The organism is Aliivibrio logei (assembly GCF_001691055.1).
Classification (GTDB): Bacteria; Pseudomonadota; Gammaproteobacteria; order Enterobacterales; family Vibrionaceae; genus Aliivibrio; species Aliivibrio salmonicida.
Window position 1 is genome coordinate 591,021 of the sequence record NZ_MAJU01000004.1, and the last position, 16,987, is coordinate 608,007.

11 protein-coding genes are annotated in these 16,987 nt (G+C 39.3%); 6 read left to right on the plus strand and 5 right to left on the minus strand.

Annotated features, from left to right (window positions below; genetic code table 11):
* The 6 genes from betB to A6E04_RS02870 all read left to right on the plus strand — a co-directional run bounded on the left by betB (position 1) and on the right by A6E04_RS02870 (position 7,061).
* Entirely contained in the window at positions 1-1,461 is a 1,461-nt protein-coding gene (betB, locus tag A6E04_RS02845; protein ID WP_065609870.1) for a betaine-aldehyde dehydrogenase, read from the plus strand.
* 59 nt (positions 1,462-1,520) lie between these two features.
* Positions 1,521-3,221, plus strand: a complete 1,701-nt coding sequence (gene betA, locus A6E04_RS02850) for a choline dehydrogenase (protein ID WP_065609872.1) — start codon at positions 1,521-1,523, stop codon at positions 3,219-3,221.
* A gap of 77 nt (positions 3,222-3,298) precedes the next feature.
* Positions 3,299-4,240: a choline ABC transporter substrate-binding protein gene (locus A6E04_RS02855; protein ID WP_065609874.1), complete on the plus strand. Its 942-nt coding sequence runs from the start codon at positions 3,299-3,301 to the stop codon at positions 4,238-4,240.
* Positions 4,241-4,287: 47 nt separating this feature from the next.
* Positions 4,288-5,130, plus strand: a complete 843-nt coding sequence (gene choW, locus A6E04_RS02860; RefSeq protein ID WP_065609876.1) for a choline ABC transporter permease subunit — start codon at positions 4,288-4,290, stop codon at positions 5,128-5,130.
* A gap of 2 nt (positions 5,131-5,132) precedes the next feature.
* Complete coding sequence (gene choV / locus A6E04_RS02865) at positions 5,133-6,320, plus strand: choline ABC transporter ATP-binding protein (RefSeq protein WP_065609878.1); 1,188 nt, start codon at positions 5,133-5,135, stop codon at positions 6,318-6,320.
* Positions 6,321-6,587: 267 nt separating this feature from the next.
* Complete coding sequence (locus A6E04_RS02870; RefSeq protein ID WP_065609880.1) at positions 6,588-7,061, plus strand: MarR family winged helix-turn-helix transcriptional regulator; 474 nt, start codon at positions 6,588-6,590, stop codon at positions 7,059-7,061.
* 86 nt (positions 7,062-7,147) lie between these two features.
* On the opposite strand, the gene A6E04_RS02875 is transcribed toward A6E04_RS02870, so the two are convergent.
* The 5 genes from A6E04_RS02875 to A6E04_RS02895 form a co-directional block, all read right to left on the minus strand.
* Positions 7,148-8,422 (minus strand): NRAMP family divalent metal transporter, encoded by a 1,275-nt coding sequence (locus tag A6E04_RS02875; protein WP_017021591.1) that lies wholly within the window; start codon positions 8,420-8,422, stop codon positions 7,148-7,150.
* A gap of 375 nt (positions 8,423-8,797) precedes the next feature.
* Complete coding sequence (locus A6E04_RS02880; RefSeq protein ID WP_023602809.1) at positions 8,798-9,952, minus strand: hypothetical protein; 1,155 nt, start codon at positions 9,950-9,952, stop codon at positions 8,798-8,800.
* Between the two features lie 119 nt (positions 9,953-10,071).
* Positions 10,072-11,265 (minus strand): hypothetical protein, encoded by a 1,194-nt coding sequence (locus A6E04_RS02885; protein ID WP_065609882.1) that lies wholly within the window; start codon positions 11,263-11,265, stop codon positions 10,072-10,074.
* Positions 11,266-11,377: 112 nt separating this feature from the next.
* Positions 11,378-12,613 carry an RHS repeat-associated core domain-containing protein gene (locus tag A6E04_RS02890; protein WP_017021588.1) on the minus strand — a complete coding sequence of 412 codons (1,236 nt, stop codon included), beginning with the start codon at positions 12,611-12,613 and terminating at the stop codon, positions 11,378-11,380.
* Between the two features lie 9 nt (positions 12,614-12,622).
* On the minus strand, positions 12,623-16,405 hold the full coding sequence (locus A6E04_RS02895) for an RHS repeat domain-containing protein (RefSeq protein ID WP_065609884.1): 3,783 nt from the start codon (positions 16,403-16,405) through the stop codon (positions 12,623-12,625).
* Positions 16,406-16,987: the final 582 nt, after the last annotated feature.

The window sequence follows — 16,987 nt, forward strand, 5'->3', positions numbered from 1 at the left end:
ATGGAAATGAATTCGTTATACATCGACGGTCAGTCTATTCAGGCAACGTCTGGAGAAAGCTTCACTAGCATTAATCCTGCTAATGGCGAACCCATTGCACAGCTAGGCCAAGCCTCTCAAGCCGATCTTGAGCTTGCTATTGAATCGGCAAAGCGTGGTTTCGCGGTATGGTCTGCCATGACCGCCATTGAACGCAGCCGTATTCTTCTCAATGCCGTAAAAATACTTAGAGAACGAAACAATGACCTTGCAATGCTTGAGGTTATGGATACCGGTAAACCGCTTCAAGAGGCATTAGAAGTTGATGTAGCCTCTGGTGCCGATGTCATTGAATACTTCGCAGGGTTGGTTCCTGCAATGCAAGGTGACCAACAACCACTGGGTGAAAGCCAATTTTTTTACACTCGTCGTGAGCCACTTGGTATTTGTGCGGGCATCGGTGCGTGGAACTACCCTATCCAGATCGCCATGTGGAAATCAGCACCGGCATTAGCGGCGGGTAATGCGATGATCTTCAAACCGTCAGAAGAAACGCCCTTAACGGCACTGAAACTGGCCGAAATATTTACTGAGGCGGGATTGCCAGATGGCGTGTTCAACGTCGTTCAAGGTGATTATCGTGTTGGTCAAATGCTGACTGCACACCCTGATATCGCAAAAGTGTCTTTCACTGGTGAAACAGGAACAGGCAAAGCGGTAATGGCTGACAGTGCAAAAACACTAAAATCAGTCACGATGGAGTTAGGTGGAAAATCACCAATGGTCGTCTTTGATGACGCAAAGTTGGATGATGCCGTCTCCGCAGCAATGGTGGCAAACTTTTATACTCAAGGCGAAGTGTGCACCAATGGCACTCGTGTTTTTGTTCATGAAAGCCTTTATGACAAGTTCATTAGCCAACTTAAAGTTCGTACTGAAAAACTGATTATCGGTGACCCAATGGACATCGAAACCCAAGTCGGTGCGCTCATTTCAAAAGTGCATTTAACAAAAGTATTAGAGGCCATTGAGCAAGCCAAACAGTCAGGTGCAACCCTGCTTACTGGTGGCTATCAAGTGACCGACAAAGGATTAGAAAACGGTAACTTTGTGGTTCCTACTGTCTTTGTAAATTGCGAAGACGATATGCCACACGTTCAACAAGAAATCTTTGGCCCTGTTATGTCTATCCTTAAATTCACAGACGAAGACGAGGTTATTCGCCGCGCAAACGACACTAAATATGGGCTTGCTGCCGGTATTTTTACTCAAAACTTATCACGAGCTCACCGAGTTATTCATCAAATGCAAGCGGGTATTTGTTGGGTAAATACGTGGGGAGACTCTCCTGCAGAAATGCCAGTAGGCGGTTATAAGCATTCAGGTGTTGGACGTGAAAACGGCCCTGAAACGCTACTGCATTACACGCAAACCAAAAGCATATTAATAGAGCTTGGTGATTTCGCTAGCCCTTACGCTTAATTTACCCTTCCAATAAAAACGTCTAGCCCTATACGCTAGACGTCACGGAGAATACAGACATGGAACAACGCTACGATTATATTATCGTCGGCGCGGGTTCGGCCGGCTGTGTGTTAGCAGATAGACTAACCGAAAGCGGTCAACACAGCGTTTTATTATTAGAAGCAGGCGGTACGGATAAGAGTATTTTTATCCAAATGCCTACCGCTCTTTCTTACCCTATGAACTCTGAAAAGTACGCATGGCAGTTCGAGACTCAACAAGAATCAGGACTCGATGGACGTCAATTGCACTGCCCTCGCGGTAAAGTACTTGGTGGAAGCTCGTCGATCAACGGCATGGTTTATGTTCGTGGACACGCGTGTGATTATGACGAATGGGAAGAGAATGGTGCGACAGGTTGGAACTACCAAGCCTGCTTACCTTACTTTCGTAAAGCAGAAACATGGAGCAAAGGCGCAGATCAATATCGCGGAGGCGAAGGCCCTTTAGGTACGTGTAATGGCAATGACATGACACTTAATCCTCTATATCAAGCCTTCATCAATGCAGGTAAAGACGCGGGATACCCAGAAACATCAGACTACAACGGGTATCAACAAGAAGGTTTTGGTCCAATGCACATGACGGTAGATAAAGGCGTTAGAGCATCCACCTCAAACGCGTATCTTCGTCGTGCTTTAAAACGTCCTAACCTGACATTAAAGAAAGGCATCGTTGCGAGAAAAATCCTACTTGAAGACAAAAAAGCCATTGGTATTGAGTTTGAAAAATCAGGAAAAATCATCAATGTGCATGCGAGTAAAGAAGTCATTTCAAGCGCAGGATCAATTGGCTCAGTTCAATTACTGCAACTGTCAGGCATAGGTCCAAAATCCGTCTTAGAAAACGCAGGCGTAGAGGTAAAGCATCAACTCTCTGGTGTTGGTGAAAACCTGCAAGATCACCTTGAGATTTACTTTCAATATCATTGTAACGAACCCATTACTCTAAACAGTAAGTTGGGCTTAGTGAGCAAAGGGCTCATTGGTGCAGAATGGTTATTAACCCGCAAAGGATTAGGGGCGACCAACCACTTTGAATCCTGTGCCTTTATTCGCTCTCGCAAAGGTTTAAAGTGGCCTAATCTTCAATATCACTTCTTACCTGCGGCAATGCGTTATGACGGCCAAGCGGCATTTGATGGACATGGATTTCAAGTTCATGTTGGCCCAAATAAGCCAGAAAGCCGCGGAACCGTGTCAATAACCTCCGCGGATCCACACGCGAAGCCAAATATCATTTTTAACTACATATCAACCGAAGGTGACCGCCAAGATTGGCGCGATTGCATTCGCCTTACTCGTGAGATTCTATCGCAACCATCAATGGATGCATTCCGTGGTGAAGAAATTCAACCGGGTATTGAGGTCACGTCTGACGAGGCGATTGATGAATGGGTTAAGCAAAATGTAGAAAGTGCTTACCACCCTTCTTGTGGCTGCAAAATGGGCAATAAAGAAGACCCAATGGCTGTGCTCGATGAACAGTGCCGCGTACGTGGAATTACGAATTTACGCGTTGTCGATTCTTCTGTATTCCCAACCATTCCGAACGGAAACTTAAATGCACCCACCATTATGGTTGCAGAACGTACCGCCGATTTCATTCTTGGCAACCCTATGCTCACAGGGGAGCACGCGCCAGTTTGGATAGCACCAGAATGGAAAGAGAAACAACGAATAAATACACCAATAAGAGAAACAAATTCACTCTCTTAAATAATAAGAAACACAAAAAATACAGTCAGCATCGCCGTTCTAACCAATGGCGAAAGGAATCATTACAAGGAATTATTATGTCACTTACAAAAAAGACACTTACCACATTAGCGATCAGCTCATTCGCTTTTAACGTGTATGCCAATCAATGTGAAACCGTTCGTTTTGCAGATGTCGGTTGGACAGACATCACCGCAACAACCGCAGTCACCTCTGAATTGCTTAAAGGCATGGGCTACAAGACGAAAACCGATCTTCTTTCTGTTCCCGTCACTTACTCTTCAATGGCGAATGGCGACATTGATGTCTTCTTAGGTAACTGGATGCCAACCATGGAAGGAGATATCGCTAAATACCGTGAAGCGGGCACAGTAGAAACCGTTCGTGCCAATTTAGAAGGCGCTAAATACACACTTGCCGTACCAAAATACGTGTACGACTCGGGCGTTAAAACCTTTGCAGATTTAGCTAAAAATGCCGACAAGTTCAAAGACCGCATCTACGGAATCGAACCGGGTAACGATGGCAACCGCATTATCCAATCCATGATTGATGCTGACGCGTTTGGTCTTAAAGACTTCAGTGTTGTTGAATCAAGTGAAGCCGGAATGGTGTCGCAAGTTTCTCGTTCAGTGCGTCGTAGTCAGTGGATTGTTTATTTAGGTTGGGCTCCACACCCAATGAACAGCAATGTTGAAATGGAATATCTATCAGGTGGTGACGACTTCTTTGGAGCCAACTATGGCGGCGCAAGCGTGTATACCAATGTTCGTTCTAACTACCTTTCAGAGTGTAAAAACGTCGGCCAACTTCTTCAAAATCTAGAGTTCACACTAGAAATGGAAAACGAACTTATGGAAGCCATCCTAAACCAGAAAGTACAGCCAGAAAAAGCGGCTCAACAATGGTTAACGAAAAATCCAGAACAAATAAAAGCATGGCTTGAAAACGTTACCTCTCTACAGGGTGATTCAGCCACAAAAGCGGTTACAGAATACCTAAAACAAGTGAAAGCTTAACTAAAAAAAGGTGGGCTTCGGTCCACCAAAGAATTTAAGGAAATATTGTGAATTTTATTACTGAGCACAAGATCCCTGTTGGTCAATGGATGGAAACCGGTGTTGACTGGTTAACTATCAATGCCGCTGGCTTCTTTGATGCTATTTCGTACTTCTTAGAAACCATCATTCTCTTTTTAGTCGATGTCTTTAAATGGATGCCACCTGCGCTTCCTATTCTTATGACCGCTGCTATTGCGTGGTATTTACACAGAAAGCCATCATTAGTGATTTTTGTCGTCGCAGCACTACTCACTATTCTAAACCTTGGCTACTGGCAAGAAATGCTGGAAACCTTTGTCCTTGTTTTTGCAGCGACAACGATTTCCGTATTAATTGGCGTACCGATTGGGATCATGGCCGCACACCGACCTTGGCTTTATACCGTGCTAAGACCAATCCTTGATTTAATGCAAACCGTACCCACGTTCGTGTACTTAATTCCAACGTTAGTGTTGTTTGGCTTAGGCATTGTTCCGGGCTTAATTTCTACCATTATTTTTGCTATCGCCGCCCCTATTCGTCTTACGTATCTTGGTGTTACAAAAGTGCCGGGAGAGTTAATTGAAGCAGGCAAAGCGTTTGGTGCAAGCCGCATGAAACTGTTAGTAAAAGTCGAATTACCCGCCGCCCTACCGAGCATAATGGCCGGCATTACCCAGTGTATTATGTTGTCATTATCGATGGTTGTTATCGCGGCACTCGTAGGGGCCGACGGCTTAGGTAAACCGGTGGTTCGAGCACTTAACACCGTTAATATCTCACAAGGTTTTGAAGCAGGATTAGCCATTGTTCTTGTCGCTATTATTCTTGATCGCTTATGTAAAGCACCGAATCAGAAGGAAGTATAACCATGGATGCGATTACTATTAAAAACCTCGATGTGGTGTTTGGAAAAAAACCAAAGCAAGCATTAGCATTGCTTGACCAAGGTAAAACTCGTCAAGAAATCATCGATGAAACAGGGCACGTTGTTGGCGTAGATAACGTCTCTCTTTCGGTTAAAGAAGGCGAAATTTGCGTTCTAATGGGTTTATCTGGTTCCGGTAAATCAAGTCTGCTTCGCGCCGTTAACGGATTAAACGAAGTAAGTCGTGGTGAGCTAATGATTAAGAATGGCGACAAACTTGTTGATGTCGCTCTGTGTGATGAAGAAACTTTACGCCATTTACGTACACAGCGAGTCTCGATGGTTTTCCAAAACTTTGCGTTAATGCCATGGCTTACCGTGCTAGATAACGTTGCTTTTGGTTTAGAAATGCAAGGCATCGCAAAAAGCGAACGCCGAGCAAGAGCTCGTGAACAAATTGAAATGGTTGGCCTTTCGGATTGGGAAACAAAATACCCTCATGAGCTTTCAGGCGGCATGCAGCAACGTGTCGGTTTGGCTCGTGCATTTACGATGGATACGGACATTCTATTAATGGATGAACCCTTCTCGGCTCTTGACCCTCTCATCCGTGCTCAGCTTCAAGATGAACTCCTTTTATTGCAAACCAAACTGAATAAAACCATTTTGTTTGTCAGTCATGATTTAGATGAAGCGTTAAAAATTGGCAATAACATTGCGATCATGGAATCGGGTAAATTAATTCAGCACGGCAAACCAGAAGACATCGTGCTTAACCCGAAAACAGAATACGTGAAAGATTTTGTGGCTCACACAAATCCATTAAATGTATTAAAAGGCCGTTCATTAATGCAGCCTCTAGATTCACTTAAGCAAGAAAATGACTGTTGGAAGATTTGTGATGCTAAAAATCTTTGGGTAAATCAACACCAAGGTAAATTGAACATTGAAGGTCAGCCAACGCTCACTTTAATTGAATGGGATGAATCAACGACAGATCTGTCTCTAATCAATCATTCAACACTGGTTATCGCAAGCCCAGAAATTGGCATGCGTGATGCGATAAAACTAAAACAACGAAGTAATCACCCAATTTTACTGGTTGAACATAATCAATTAGTCGGAATTTTAGATAACAGCGAATTCTATAATGCGCTTATTGGTGACTTTACATTACACAACGCCGCGTAATACCTAAGTAAAAGGGTGGGAATTCTCACCTTTTATTTTTTGAACCTTAGAAACACCTAAATAATACGACCTCCCCCTGAATATCTTCCATAAATACACTATCTTAAAATAGCGACATCTTGTTGTCAGGCCTCAATTGAGAGAAAAAACAACAATGGATGAGCAAGCAATACGAGAAAAGATTGAGAATAGTACGAACATCAGTACAATGCGGAAATCAACAACGTTGTAAACCATTCAATTTTACATTTATACAAAGGCTGTTACGTGGATAAACATGAAGAAGTTTTGGTCGCTATTCGTCAGATAATTCGAGCTATCGATTTACAATCGAAAAAACTGAGTAAAGAATATGGATTAACCGGTCCTCAACTTATTTTAATGCGTGCGATTCAAAGCATGCATAATGTAACGATCAAAGAACTGTCAAAACATACGAACGTAAGCCAAGCAACCACCACAACCATTATCGATCGCTTAGAGCATAATGGTTACGTTCAACGCATCCGTAGCGAATCTGACAGACGAAAAGTACATGCAAATTTGACTGAAAAAGGGGAAGAGTTACTTAGTAAAGCCCCACTCTCTTTACAAGATAACTTTGTGAACAAGTACCATAATTTAGAATCGTGGGAACAAAGCCTTATACTATCTTCAATGCAGCGTGTATCTTCAATGATGAACGCAGAAGACATTGATGCAGCCCCTGTATTACAACTTGAAAGTATTGCAAAGATCTAACGTTCTCATTCCGATTATCGAGATAACGTTCAGTTAAAATAAAAAAGCCTCTAATTAAAGAGGCTTTTTATTTGCGTAGAAAATAGTTATATAAACCATTTCCACCAAACAAAAATAGCTAAGAACCCAAACAAATAAATGAGGCCAGCAATCGACAACGCTTTCAATTTTGGTCCCATTTTCAACTCATCTGGCAATTCTGTTTTTGTTACTAAGATGTAGTTAAGCACGGCAAAAACAGGGGTCGTAATAAAGGCCATGATCATCGCGAAATTTAACATTCCCATCAATGATGAAATGAACATTGTGACAATCAACATCGCTATTGCAGAAACAATGATAACCCACCAGTTATAATGCTTTGGCTGATCTAACGGTTTATTTTGCAACAACAATTGCGCTTCTGACACCGCTCGAGAATAGCCATCAATAACCGTAATAGTACTGCCAAAAATACAGAAGAAGGCAATTACAGCAATCAAATAACGCGACCATTCACCAATCGTTGCCGCATAAATACCAACTAACTGATGAGAAAACCCAATCCCCGACGCTTTAAATTCAATGCCTGATCCGTATAGCACTAATGCGCCTAATGATAAGAAAACCACCGCTAATAACGCCGTACCAATATAACCGACATTAAAATCAAATAAAGCCGATTGTGCCGTCACTTCTTGAGTTTGGCATTGACGCTTTAACCACATAGACGTGATGCTTGAAATTTCAATCGGAGCGGGCATCCACCCCATGGTAATCACTAAGAAACCAATCGAAGCAATTGACCATACTGATGGCCCTTCGTAATCTACCGGAGCGACTGAACCATTAGAAAAAGCCACACTAAGAGCAATAACGGTCGTAAAGGTTAAAATAACCATGATGATCTTTGATAACAAATCAAGAGCTTTAAAGTGCCCAGCAAACAGTATCGTCATACAGGTAACAAGAACAATTCCAGAAAGTACATTCAATGACAAATCAAAAGGTAAAAAATACCCTAATAAACTGGCACTAAACAACAATAATGCGGCGGTATTTATCACTGCAGAAATCGCACTTAGCACTAAAAATACCCACAAATAACCACGACCTAACTTGTGATACCCCTGAATAATACTGTCACCCGTACCAACGGTGTACTGAACTGCTGCTCTAAAAAATGGGTATTTCAATAAATTGACAGCAAGAATGAGAAACAATAACTCCCATCCATAAATAGCACCCGCTTTCGTTGATGCCACTAAATGTGACCCACCAACCGCAGCAGCGGCCATCATGATCCCTGGCCCTAATGATCTAAATAAATCTTTCATTTTTAACTTTGGCTTCATGCCATCTTGAGTGCAAGACTGTCCCATATATGTTCTTCTTTTCCTACTTATCACAGATGTTAATACATTCCTTAAATGAACAAATTCCTTTTACATTTAAGCTAACAATTAAATTACATAAAGGGCTCGCTTAAATCAATTTAAAAAATGAATAAATACGTTAAATCTCAAATAATGACTAAACTGTCAATAATATTTGTTATTTACTTGTTCTCATAAAAATAATTCATTCACGTAAAAAATAAAATCGGCACGTGCCAATTAAAAAGCAAATAAAAAGGCCGCTAACATAAACGGCCTTTCTTATCGTATTTATCATGAACATGATGGTAAGTCTTCACAGACTCTTTGGAACAAGAGCGTACTCACTTTTCTCTAGCTGCCAATCTTTCAATAAAATCATTATTGAATATGGCTAGAACCGTAATAAAGATCGCCATTGATTAACTGGAAATTCAATGTATGAGATGTCCCATAATTATCCACTAGATAAACGTTGTGATTTTTCCTATGAGTAGTAGCAAGAGGCATAGGCCAAGCTTTTGTCGTGGATTTTTGATATTCTTGACAATATCTCACATATCCCACTCCGGTTGGAAGCGGACGAAAACCCCAACGAATACACTTGTTGGTAGTGTGAGTGGTTATTAAATTTTTCCCATAACCATAAGCAAGATTAAATAACGTTTTAGAGTCTAATGGAATATCAAGCGACCACGGATCAGATATTTTATAAGACGTTGTATAATTATTCATGTCTTTAGGTAAAAACTCAACAAAATACAGATAACTTCCATTAGAATTAACCTCCAACATTTTTCCATTTTTAGGGTCTGAATAAACATTATTGTTACTGCTTTTCCCTCGAAGATGTCCCTTACCCACAGTAAATTCTATGTTATTTAAGTGGCTTTTAGGTGATATTGAATAGCTTTTAATTTTTAGCTTTTTATTATTTGTTTCATTTGTATAGTTAATATCGAAATCATCAGTTGTATATTTAACTGGTCGCTTGGCATTAATAACCACACTATCTTGGTTTGTAGAATCGAAACAAGTTGTATCTGTAATTTCTCCGTAATTATTGTGTTCTGCGGTTAATTCAACACAGATATCCATATAGTCAACCTCTCTAGAGGTAACATATACTGCTTCCGCAGCCTGAGCGCTTTGTAAATTCGAACCAATTCGGGAACGAGAATCGATTATATGATCAAATTCATTTTCAATATGTGAAACCTTCCAAGTTGATGGTAAATCAAGGCCTAGATCTTTTTGTTTAAGTTCTATTTTTGGATTATAAAAACCATCAGATAAATCGTATTTAACTATTAATTTTGCCTGCATATTTCCGTTAGCATATATATTTAATTTATCACCAAGGCTTGAATGGATACTCAAAGACTTTGTTGCAGACGACGGTGGTCCAGGAGGAGTAGACGAACCTGGTCGACCATTTAAATCCCAGCTACCATCAGGTGGTAAAGAAACAGCTAAAGCACTCGATGAGATAAATATAGATAATAAAAGACTAGATATTAATGTCGAATTTTTCATAAATAGAATCCTTATTTAATTAAAAATAATAAATGATGTATTAAATCTATCATTGCAATGAACTTGCTATGATATTAAAAAATTGATAATAGTTACGTGGACGGTATAGATAATAAATATTAAAAGAGTTCAATTACTGATAAATAATTATCTACTTTTCTAACACCCATAATGATTTTAGATTCAGTGCCATAATAATCGGTCACTTTAATGGCACTGCTATTTCTGCTTATGCTTTTTGATGCAACAACCCCTGAATCATAAACTTCAACGTCACTTGAACCGACGGTGGTCAACATATTACAAGGAATCGTTGTATTAGAGCTCGCACCAGGTACAGAACAGTTCAAGTAGCTTTTATAGCCTGCTTGATACTTTCCTCTATCTAATCTCATAATTTCAGTGATAATTGAGAACAAATAGTTTGGATCACTTTTAAATGCATAAGGTATGTTTTTTTCTAAAGTAAGGGCATTAAAATTATTCCAACCAGTCGACTCAACATATTTAATTTTATTAACGCCCATATTCGGTAATACCGCCCAAGCCATAATATGCGATAAATGATACGGATCGTCACTTGTCGGCGTTGTACTTCCGTATTTACTAATCAGACTATCCTGTAAATAAAGCGTCGATGTGCTCTCTGATAAAAGATGATCAACTTCAATATCTAAAATAGCCGGTGTTTTGCTTGTTTTTCTTAATACTTGCTCTTTAATCTCTTGAGTTAAAATTCCTGTCGGTTGATTTAGCGTATGCTGACATTCGTAGTCATCTATTTCTGAAGATATATCCCACGGCAAAAGCTCAAAGTTATTTTTTGTTAGATACACGGGGTTGATTGCATTAACAAACACACTTGCTTGGTTAGTTCCAGGCTCACATGTTGAAGTCGTAAAATCTTGTCCCTCTTTAGTTGCTGTTAATTCAACGCACACAGACACTGATCTTGGCGAGCTTGTCGATAAATAGCGCTGTACAAATTTAGAACTTCTTAAATGACCAATTCGTTGCCCACCAATATTATGCAGATATTTATTTTCGAGCGAAGACTGTTCCCAATCATCTAAATCTTGCCCTGTATTGTATTTTTTTAGTGTCACGCTTTTTAATGAATACCCAGGCTCAAGATCATAAATAATATCTAGTGCCGCTTGCATATTACCATTCGCGTATATGTCTGTATTACCTAACCCGCTGTCAGATAATATCCTTAAATCTCGAACCCATGAACCCGGTGGATTCGAATACGCATTTAATGAAACAAGTGCAGATAAAAAGACACTTGATGTAAATATAAACTTTCTCATAAGATAAACTTCCTTTTTAATTTAGTTGAAAAATACACTCATTATTTACTACTTATTTCAGCCACACCTCTCCAATATAAGCGTTCCTTAAAATACACATCCTTTATTACGTTTAGGCTGCACCAATAAGAAGCCCATCACCAATCGTGTTATCAACAAAGCGGGAATAAAAACCTTGTCTTTGATTAATACCTTGTTGTAATGCATTAATTACTTGAGGCGAATGAGCGGCAGAATTCGACACAAAGACAGATGAAGATTGAGTAACCTCAGAAGCACTTGAACTGCTGTTCCCTTGTGTTTGAGCAATCACTTGATCGGTAATTGACCAAGGGTCTTTAGAAACAGAAAGACCTCGTTTTGCCCAATCCACTCTCATATCAAATTTTTTGTCTGATTTGATCCAACTCTGCTTTGTTTTACCAAACGATTTTCCGGTAAATGACGTCACTAACTTAGGGTTCCAGTTATCCACGGTTTTAATGATCCCTTTAGAAACTCCACCACCGAATTTAATGATTGAACCCCATAATTTCAGCTTTTTATCATCTTGTACCGTCGCCGCCATCACCATTGAAGCGCCAACGACGCCAACCATGTCGGCAGATAGACCCGCAAACTTGATGGTTGGAGCTTGGGATATTTGACCCAATATATTTTTATTAGAAAAGCCTGTAATTTTAATAAACGTTTTTGATCCCCACGCTTTATGCGCAAAAGACATTCCACTTCCTGCTTTGATCGTTGAAGCAATGCCTTTCACTCCCCCAGCAACGGCTCCGGCTAAACCAAAAGCCGCGGACGCAATTTTTAACCCCTTCGTTGCTGGGTTTGAACTATCATCAATACCAGCGACCGCCATATCAAGAACACCACTTACCGCACCTGCAACACCTCCAATTACGCCTAATGCAATGACAAGAGTTGCTCCTCCTGTAACCACCGCTGAAACCGCAACAGCAACCCCAACAATAAAACTGAACAACCCAAAGAAAAAACCTCTCGCGTTAAACTCACCCGTAGGATCAAATTGATTGATGGGGTCATTAATACAATAACTATACCCATTAATCCCGCCCTTCCCATGAGGCGATTCTAAATTATCAAATTGCAGAAAACTCTGTGAAAGTGGGTCATAAACACGATACCCATTCCCTGTATGATAAAGTCCGATATGGGTTTCCAAACGGTGTCCATGATAACCAAATTGTCCCAAATCAATAGATAAAGGGAGTACTTTGTCAAACACCATGGCATTCACAGGAAACGCTTTGTATGACCACAAAGTCGCCCCACTAACACAAGCCGTTTGTTTTAAAAAATTACGTCGAGATAAAGTAGTAAACATGGATAATCCTCATCCAAAAGGTAAGTATGATGAACTAGAGTGAGTCGCCTGCTCACGCGTAGACCCTAAATTACTGTTCGTTCCGTCAAGGTAGCTATAGCTTGCTTTAGTGCTTTTCGGATCCGTTGTGATCGTCAGTGATTTACCACTGTGCGCCCCAGAGAAAGCCATTGATTCATTGGCTCTCATGATTGCAACTAGCTCGTCATGGTGATAATAAAGTTGGGCAATGTTCCCTAATGCATCAACGGAAACACTTTGCATTCCAATCGCGTCGTAATGGTACGTGCGTATTACTTTTTCTTGATCATCTCGTATTTCAGATAACTGACCATAATTGTTATAGCTGAGTTGATACCCTCTTTGTGATAAATTCACTCGATTACCAAGAGCATCGTATTCAAAAGATTGGTTGGGGAAATCCCCGTGTGTATTATAAATATTGAGTAATCGAGTCGGCATGTCAGTATCGAATATTCGGCTTTCAGTGTTCACAATCCCATTTTGATACTGTGTGACCAAATCCGTAATATTGTCGAAATGGTCATAATAAAACTGCTGCTTTACGATCTCTCTTCCCATGACATCTTTCGGCGGGTTCACTCCTGCGCTGACAAACTCAGTAATTCGACCAAGTTGATCATAATCAAACGTTTCTGTTTGAACTATTCCATTCGTCGTGGTTTTTCGCTCGATAATCCGCATAGACTGGTCATAGGAAAGATCCATTTTTAACGTCTCTTTTCCATTACGAACCCAACGACGACGACTTTCCATATCATTGACACCGTAATCCAAATACATCTCTACTTGGTCATTTCCATCCTCATAATGTTGCGAGACAAGCCGATCAAATTGGTCATAACTGAGATCAACGACGGCGGTTGCATCACGGCTTCCAAAGACAAGTTGTTGAACACGGCCAAAGCCATCATAAGTGAGTGCTTTTGTGTTGCCGGTAAAATCACGCATAGACAACAAAAGTCCTTTTGCTGAATATGAAAACGTGGCGTTTTCTGTTATCGCGCCTAAGCTCGTCACCGTTTTTTTACTTGGATTTCCAAATGCATCGTACTCATATTGACTGCTTGTCATCGATGCCGAATCACTCACAACTAACCCACGTTTGTTATAGCTAAAGCGTCGAGTTGAGGATGTATCATTACTGACTTCTTGCTTTGTAACCAGCCCAAGCACTGGGTGATAGGTGTACGTCGCCGAATGGCCATTTGGCAGAACAACGCTTTGATAACGGTTTGAATCATCATAATCCTTGTACTGGTAACGTAAGCCATTGACGTGCCTTTCCGTCAGGCGCCCAAAGTCATCGTATTGATTACTAATAATGGTCGCGTGGGTATTTTCATTATCACCTAATAACCCTTCTCGAGTATGAAGCGTTAGGCTTTCTTCTTTGGTTCTTTTGTCATAGCTCATTCTATCGACAAATGACTCTGAAGCGTTGTTACCCGCAAAACGAGTTGCTTTTTCTATCACGCGATCAAACGCATCGTATTTGAATTCAATCACTGAACCACGACTTGTTTCTGTACGAATTAAACGGTTTGTTAGGTCATACTGATAAGGGATTTCGTAAAGAAGTTGGCCTGTTCTATCAAAATACTGCTCCGCGATGGTATTGCCCCACGTGTCTTGATGAGAAATAACGTACCCTTTCCCTTCGATGCCTTTAGTGTGAGTTCGAGATGCATAGTCAAATTGGTTTATTTCTACCGCTCCTGAAGGGTAGATAGTACGACTAATATGGCCATATAAGTCGTATTCATAACGCGTTGTTAATTCTAGTGTTCTCGTATCAAGATTGTCGTATTGCGTTGTCGAGATTTTCTGGCCAAACGCATCATACTGATTGGTGTAAGCCATTGTGTTATTACTGCCAATTTTTGTCGCCATTGAAAGGACATGACCATTAGCACTGTAGGTCTGAACGGTTATTTCACCCTCAGAATCTTCGATACTTAAAACATAGTTGTCACTATCAATATGACTCTGGTACGTTTTTTCAGAATAAAGGCTGTTATCTTTTAATAAGCGTTCTTTATTTATTTGATTCAACTCATCGTAATTAACTTCGAGCTCTACGCCTTCTGGTTCTTTTTTATAAATAAGTTGGCTATCTAAAAAATCATAATGCTCGGTATTGGAATAATGTAATGATCCATTTTCCGTGAGCACTTGGTAAACAAGGTGATCCTGATTAAAATCATAGGTGTAAGAATAACGCATCGGAGTCGCGCCAGACACCACTGAAGATTCCTCTCGTTTCTTTCCGTAAACTTCAATATTTTGGCGATTTTCATAAAACTGATAATTCGTTTTTTGCCCATTTATTTCTTCCGTCTCAAGAACGTAAAAAGAATGATCATCTAATAAAGAAGGTAATGTCTTGTAGGTAAATTCTTTTTTATTTACTACGTTTCTTTTTCTATCCAATATGCTTTGTGATACAGGGATATTTTTAAAATGACTTTGTGCACTCTGCTCATATTGACTCACCGTTGTAATACCACTTTCATCAGTGTGCTCTATATTATTCCCCCACTCATCAAACTGATAATATTCCAACTTTTTACTTATTAAAGAACCATTTAAAAATGCAATTTCTTTCTTTTTCAAATAGGTATATTGAGGCTCCTGATATTCAATACCGACAGCATTATTTGCATAATATTCATAATTTACTTCTTGGTATGATGATCCTCTAGAGAGATAACGCTCTTTTTCAATTAAGTGATATTTGGTGTATGTCTTCTGAATTTCAATCTCATTATCGATAGTTTCAATTGCAGAATATTTATAGTCTTGTGCTGCTTTAAAAAGAGTGTCTTCACCGGCAACGTAAGCCCGATCACTCGCAAATCCCAAATAGTTTTTATCCGAATAGGTATAAGTATGCGTTCGAATAGGTAATGCGGTACCTTGAGATACCCTCATCTTCGTAACTTGTGGTACATACTTATTTGGCGCGCCATCAGGCATTAAAAAACCACGTTCGTAATACGTGACTTCTTCTGAATATCCGGCTGGGTAGGTTGTTTTTAACAACAGATCCATTCCTGTATCACTGAACCATGAGTATTCGAATTGAAAATACAAATCTTCTCTGTTGGGTAATGTCGCATACGACAAGCGTTTAAAATCACCGCCACTTATTTTTCTAATTGTGGATGACTTAAGCAACATATCTTTGTTATATAATGAAATTTTTGTCAGCCATTCGTCTGACCACGTATCAATATTTATACTTAATCCAAAACTGTCTTCCACTTTATACAATGTTCTTTGGAAATTATAATTGGTGTACGAGAAACGAAGAAGATGACCTTTTGCACTGTATAATCGACTGAGAGTACCTTCTTTCCAATCAATAAATTCGATCTCTCCAGAGGCATTAATAACCTTTATTTCACCTTGCTCTGTCCCTGGCGTAGAGACATAGTAAATACGGACATCTTTTAATTTTCGGTATGGCGCTACATACTCATTCTCTGTTGAATTCCATTCAATTTTGAATTGTTGACCATTTCTCAAACTCAACATTGAATTTACATTATCAAAAGAACTGAGTGGCAATGACCACCCTCTTCCAAAACCGACATCAATCGCATTATTTGTATTATAACCAACAGTTAAATCAAAATAAGGACCATTAAGACGGTTGCCAATCATCGATAACAGCTTTATTTGAGCCGAGTAACTTCCTGTTCTAGTATCAACACCAGAATTAATAAAATCTGAGAAATTATATGCATTACTGATTATGTTTTTCATTTAATACCAACGTTATATCAATAAAATATAGTCAAACCTATGTATTAAAATAGATTAAATTAAGAAAGCCAAACTACTATTATTAATAATGTCATTATAATTTTAGCTTTCATTCGTTAAGTAATATAACCAAATAGAATAAAAGACCTATCTAACTAATATAAACAAACACGTTAAATAACTTATTAGTCTTTTAAATAAATTTTTACATTACGAAAACATTATCATAATCATTTAGTTTAAAATAAATAATAAAATGTATACTCCGTATCAAAAACTCGCATACATACAAAAAACAAATGATTAAACATAAAGTCGGCATATCAATAAAAATGGGGCGGTCATATTTAAAATCAAATAGATAAGATACTATAGGCATATTTATTTCAGAAAAAACAAATATGCTAAAAATAAATTAAATATAAAAAATAATAAAAAAATCAGTGACTGAATGTTTTTTATTTGAATTACTTCCATAAAAAAACAAAATTACCTATTATTTTTTTAAATATGTGACCTCACATATAGACTTTAATCACACTTACTTAGATAGGATAAATCCGAATAAAATAGCCGTATACT

Coding starts and splice junctions, on each gene's coding strand:
- A6E04_RS02875 (WP_017021591.1), bottom strand. CDS start 8,422: ATGGGACAGTCTTGCACTCAAGATGGCATGAAGCCAAAGTTAAAAATG.
- A6E04_RS02855 (WP_065609874.1), top strand. CDS start 3,299: ATGTCACTTACAAAAAAGACACTTACCACATTAGCGATCAGCTCATTC.
- betB (WP_065609870.1), top strand. CDS start 1: ATGGAAATGAATTCGTTATACATCGACGGTCAGTCTATTCAGGCAACG.
- A6E04_RS02880 (WP_023602809.1), bottom strand. CDS start 9,952: ATGAAAAATTCGACATTAATATCTAGTCTTTTATTATCTATATTTATC.
- A6E04_RS02885 (WP_065609882.1), bottom strand. CDS start 11,265: ATGAGAAAGTTTATATTTACATCAAGTGTCTTTTTATCTGCACTTGTT.
- betA (WP_065609872.1), top strand. CDS start 1,521: ATGGAACAACGCTACGATTATATTATCGTCGGCGCGGGTTCGGCCGGC.
- choV (WP_065609878.1), top strand. CDS start 5,133: ATGGATGCGATTACTATTAAAAACCTCGATGTGGTGTTTGGAAAAAAA.
- A6E04_RS02895 (WP_065609884.1), bottom strand. CDS start 16,405: ATGAAAAACATAATCAGTAATGCATATAATTTCTCAGATTTTATTAAT.
- A6E04_RS02890 (WP_017021588.1), bottom strand. CDS start 12,613: ATGTTTACTACTTTATCTCGACGTAATTTTTTAAAACAAACGGCTTGT.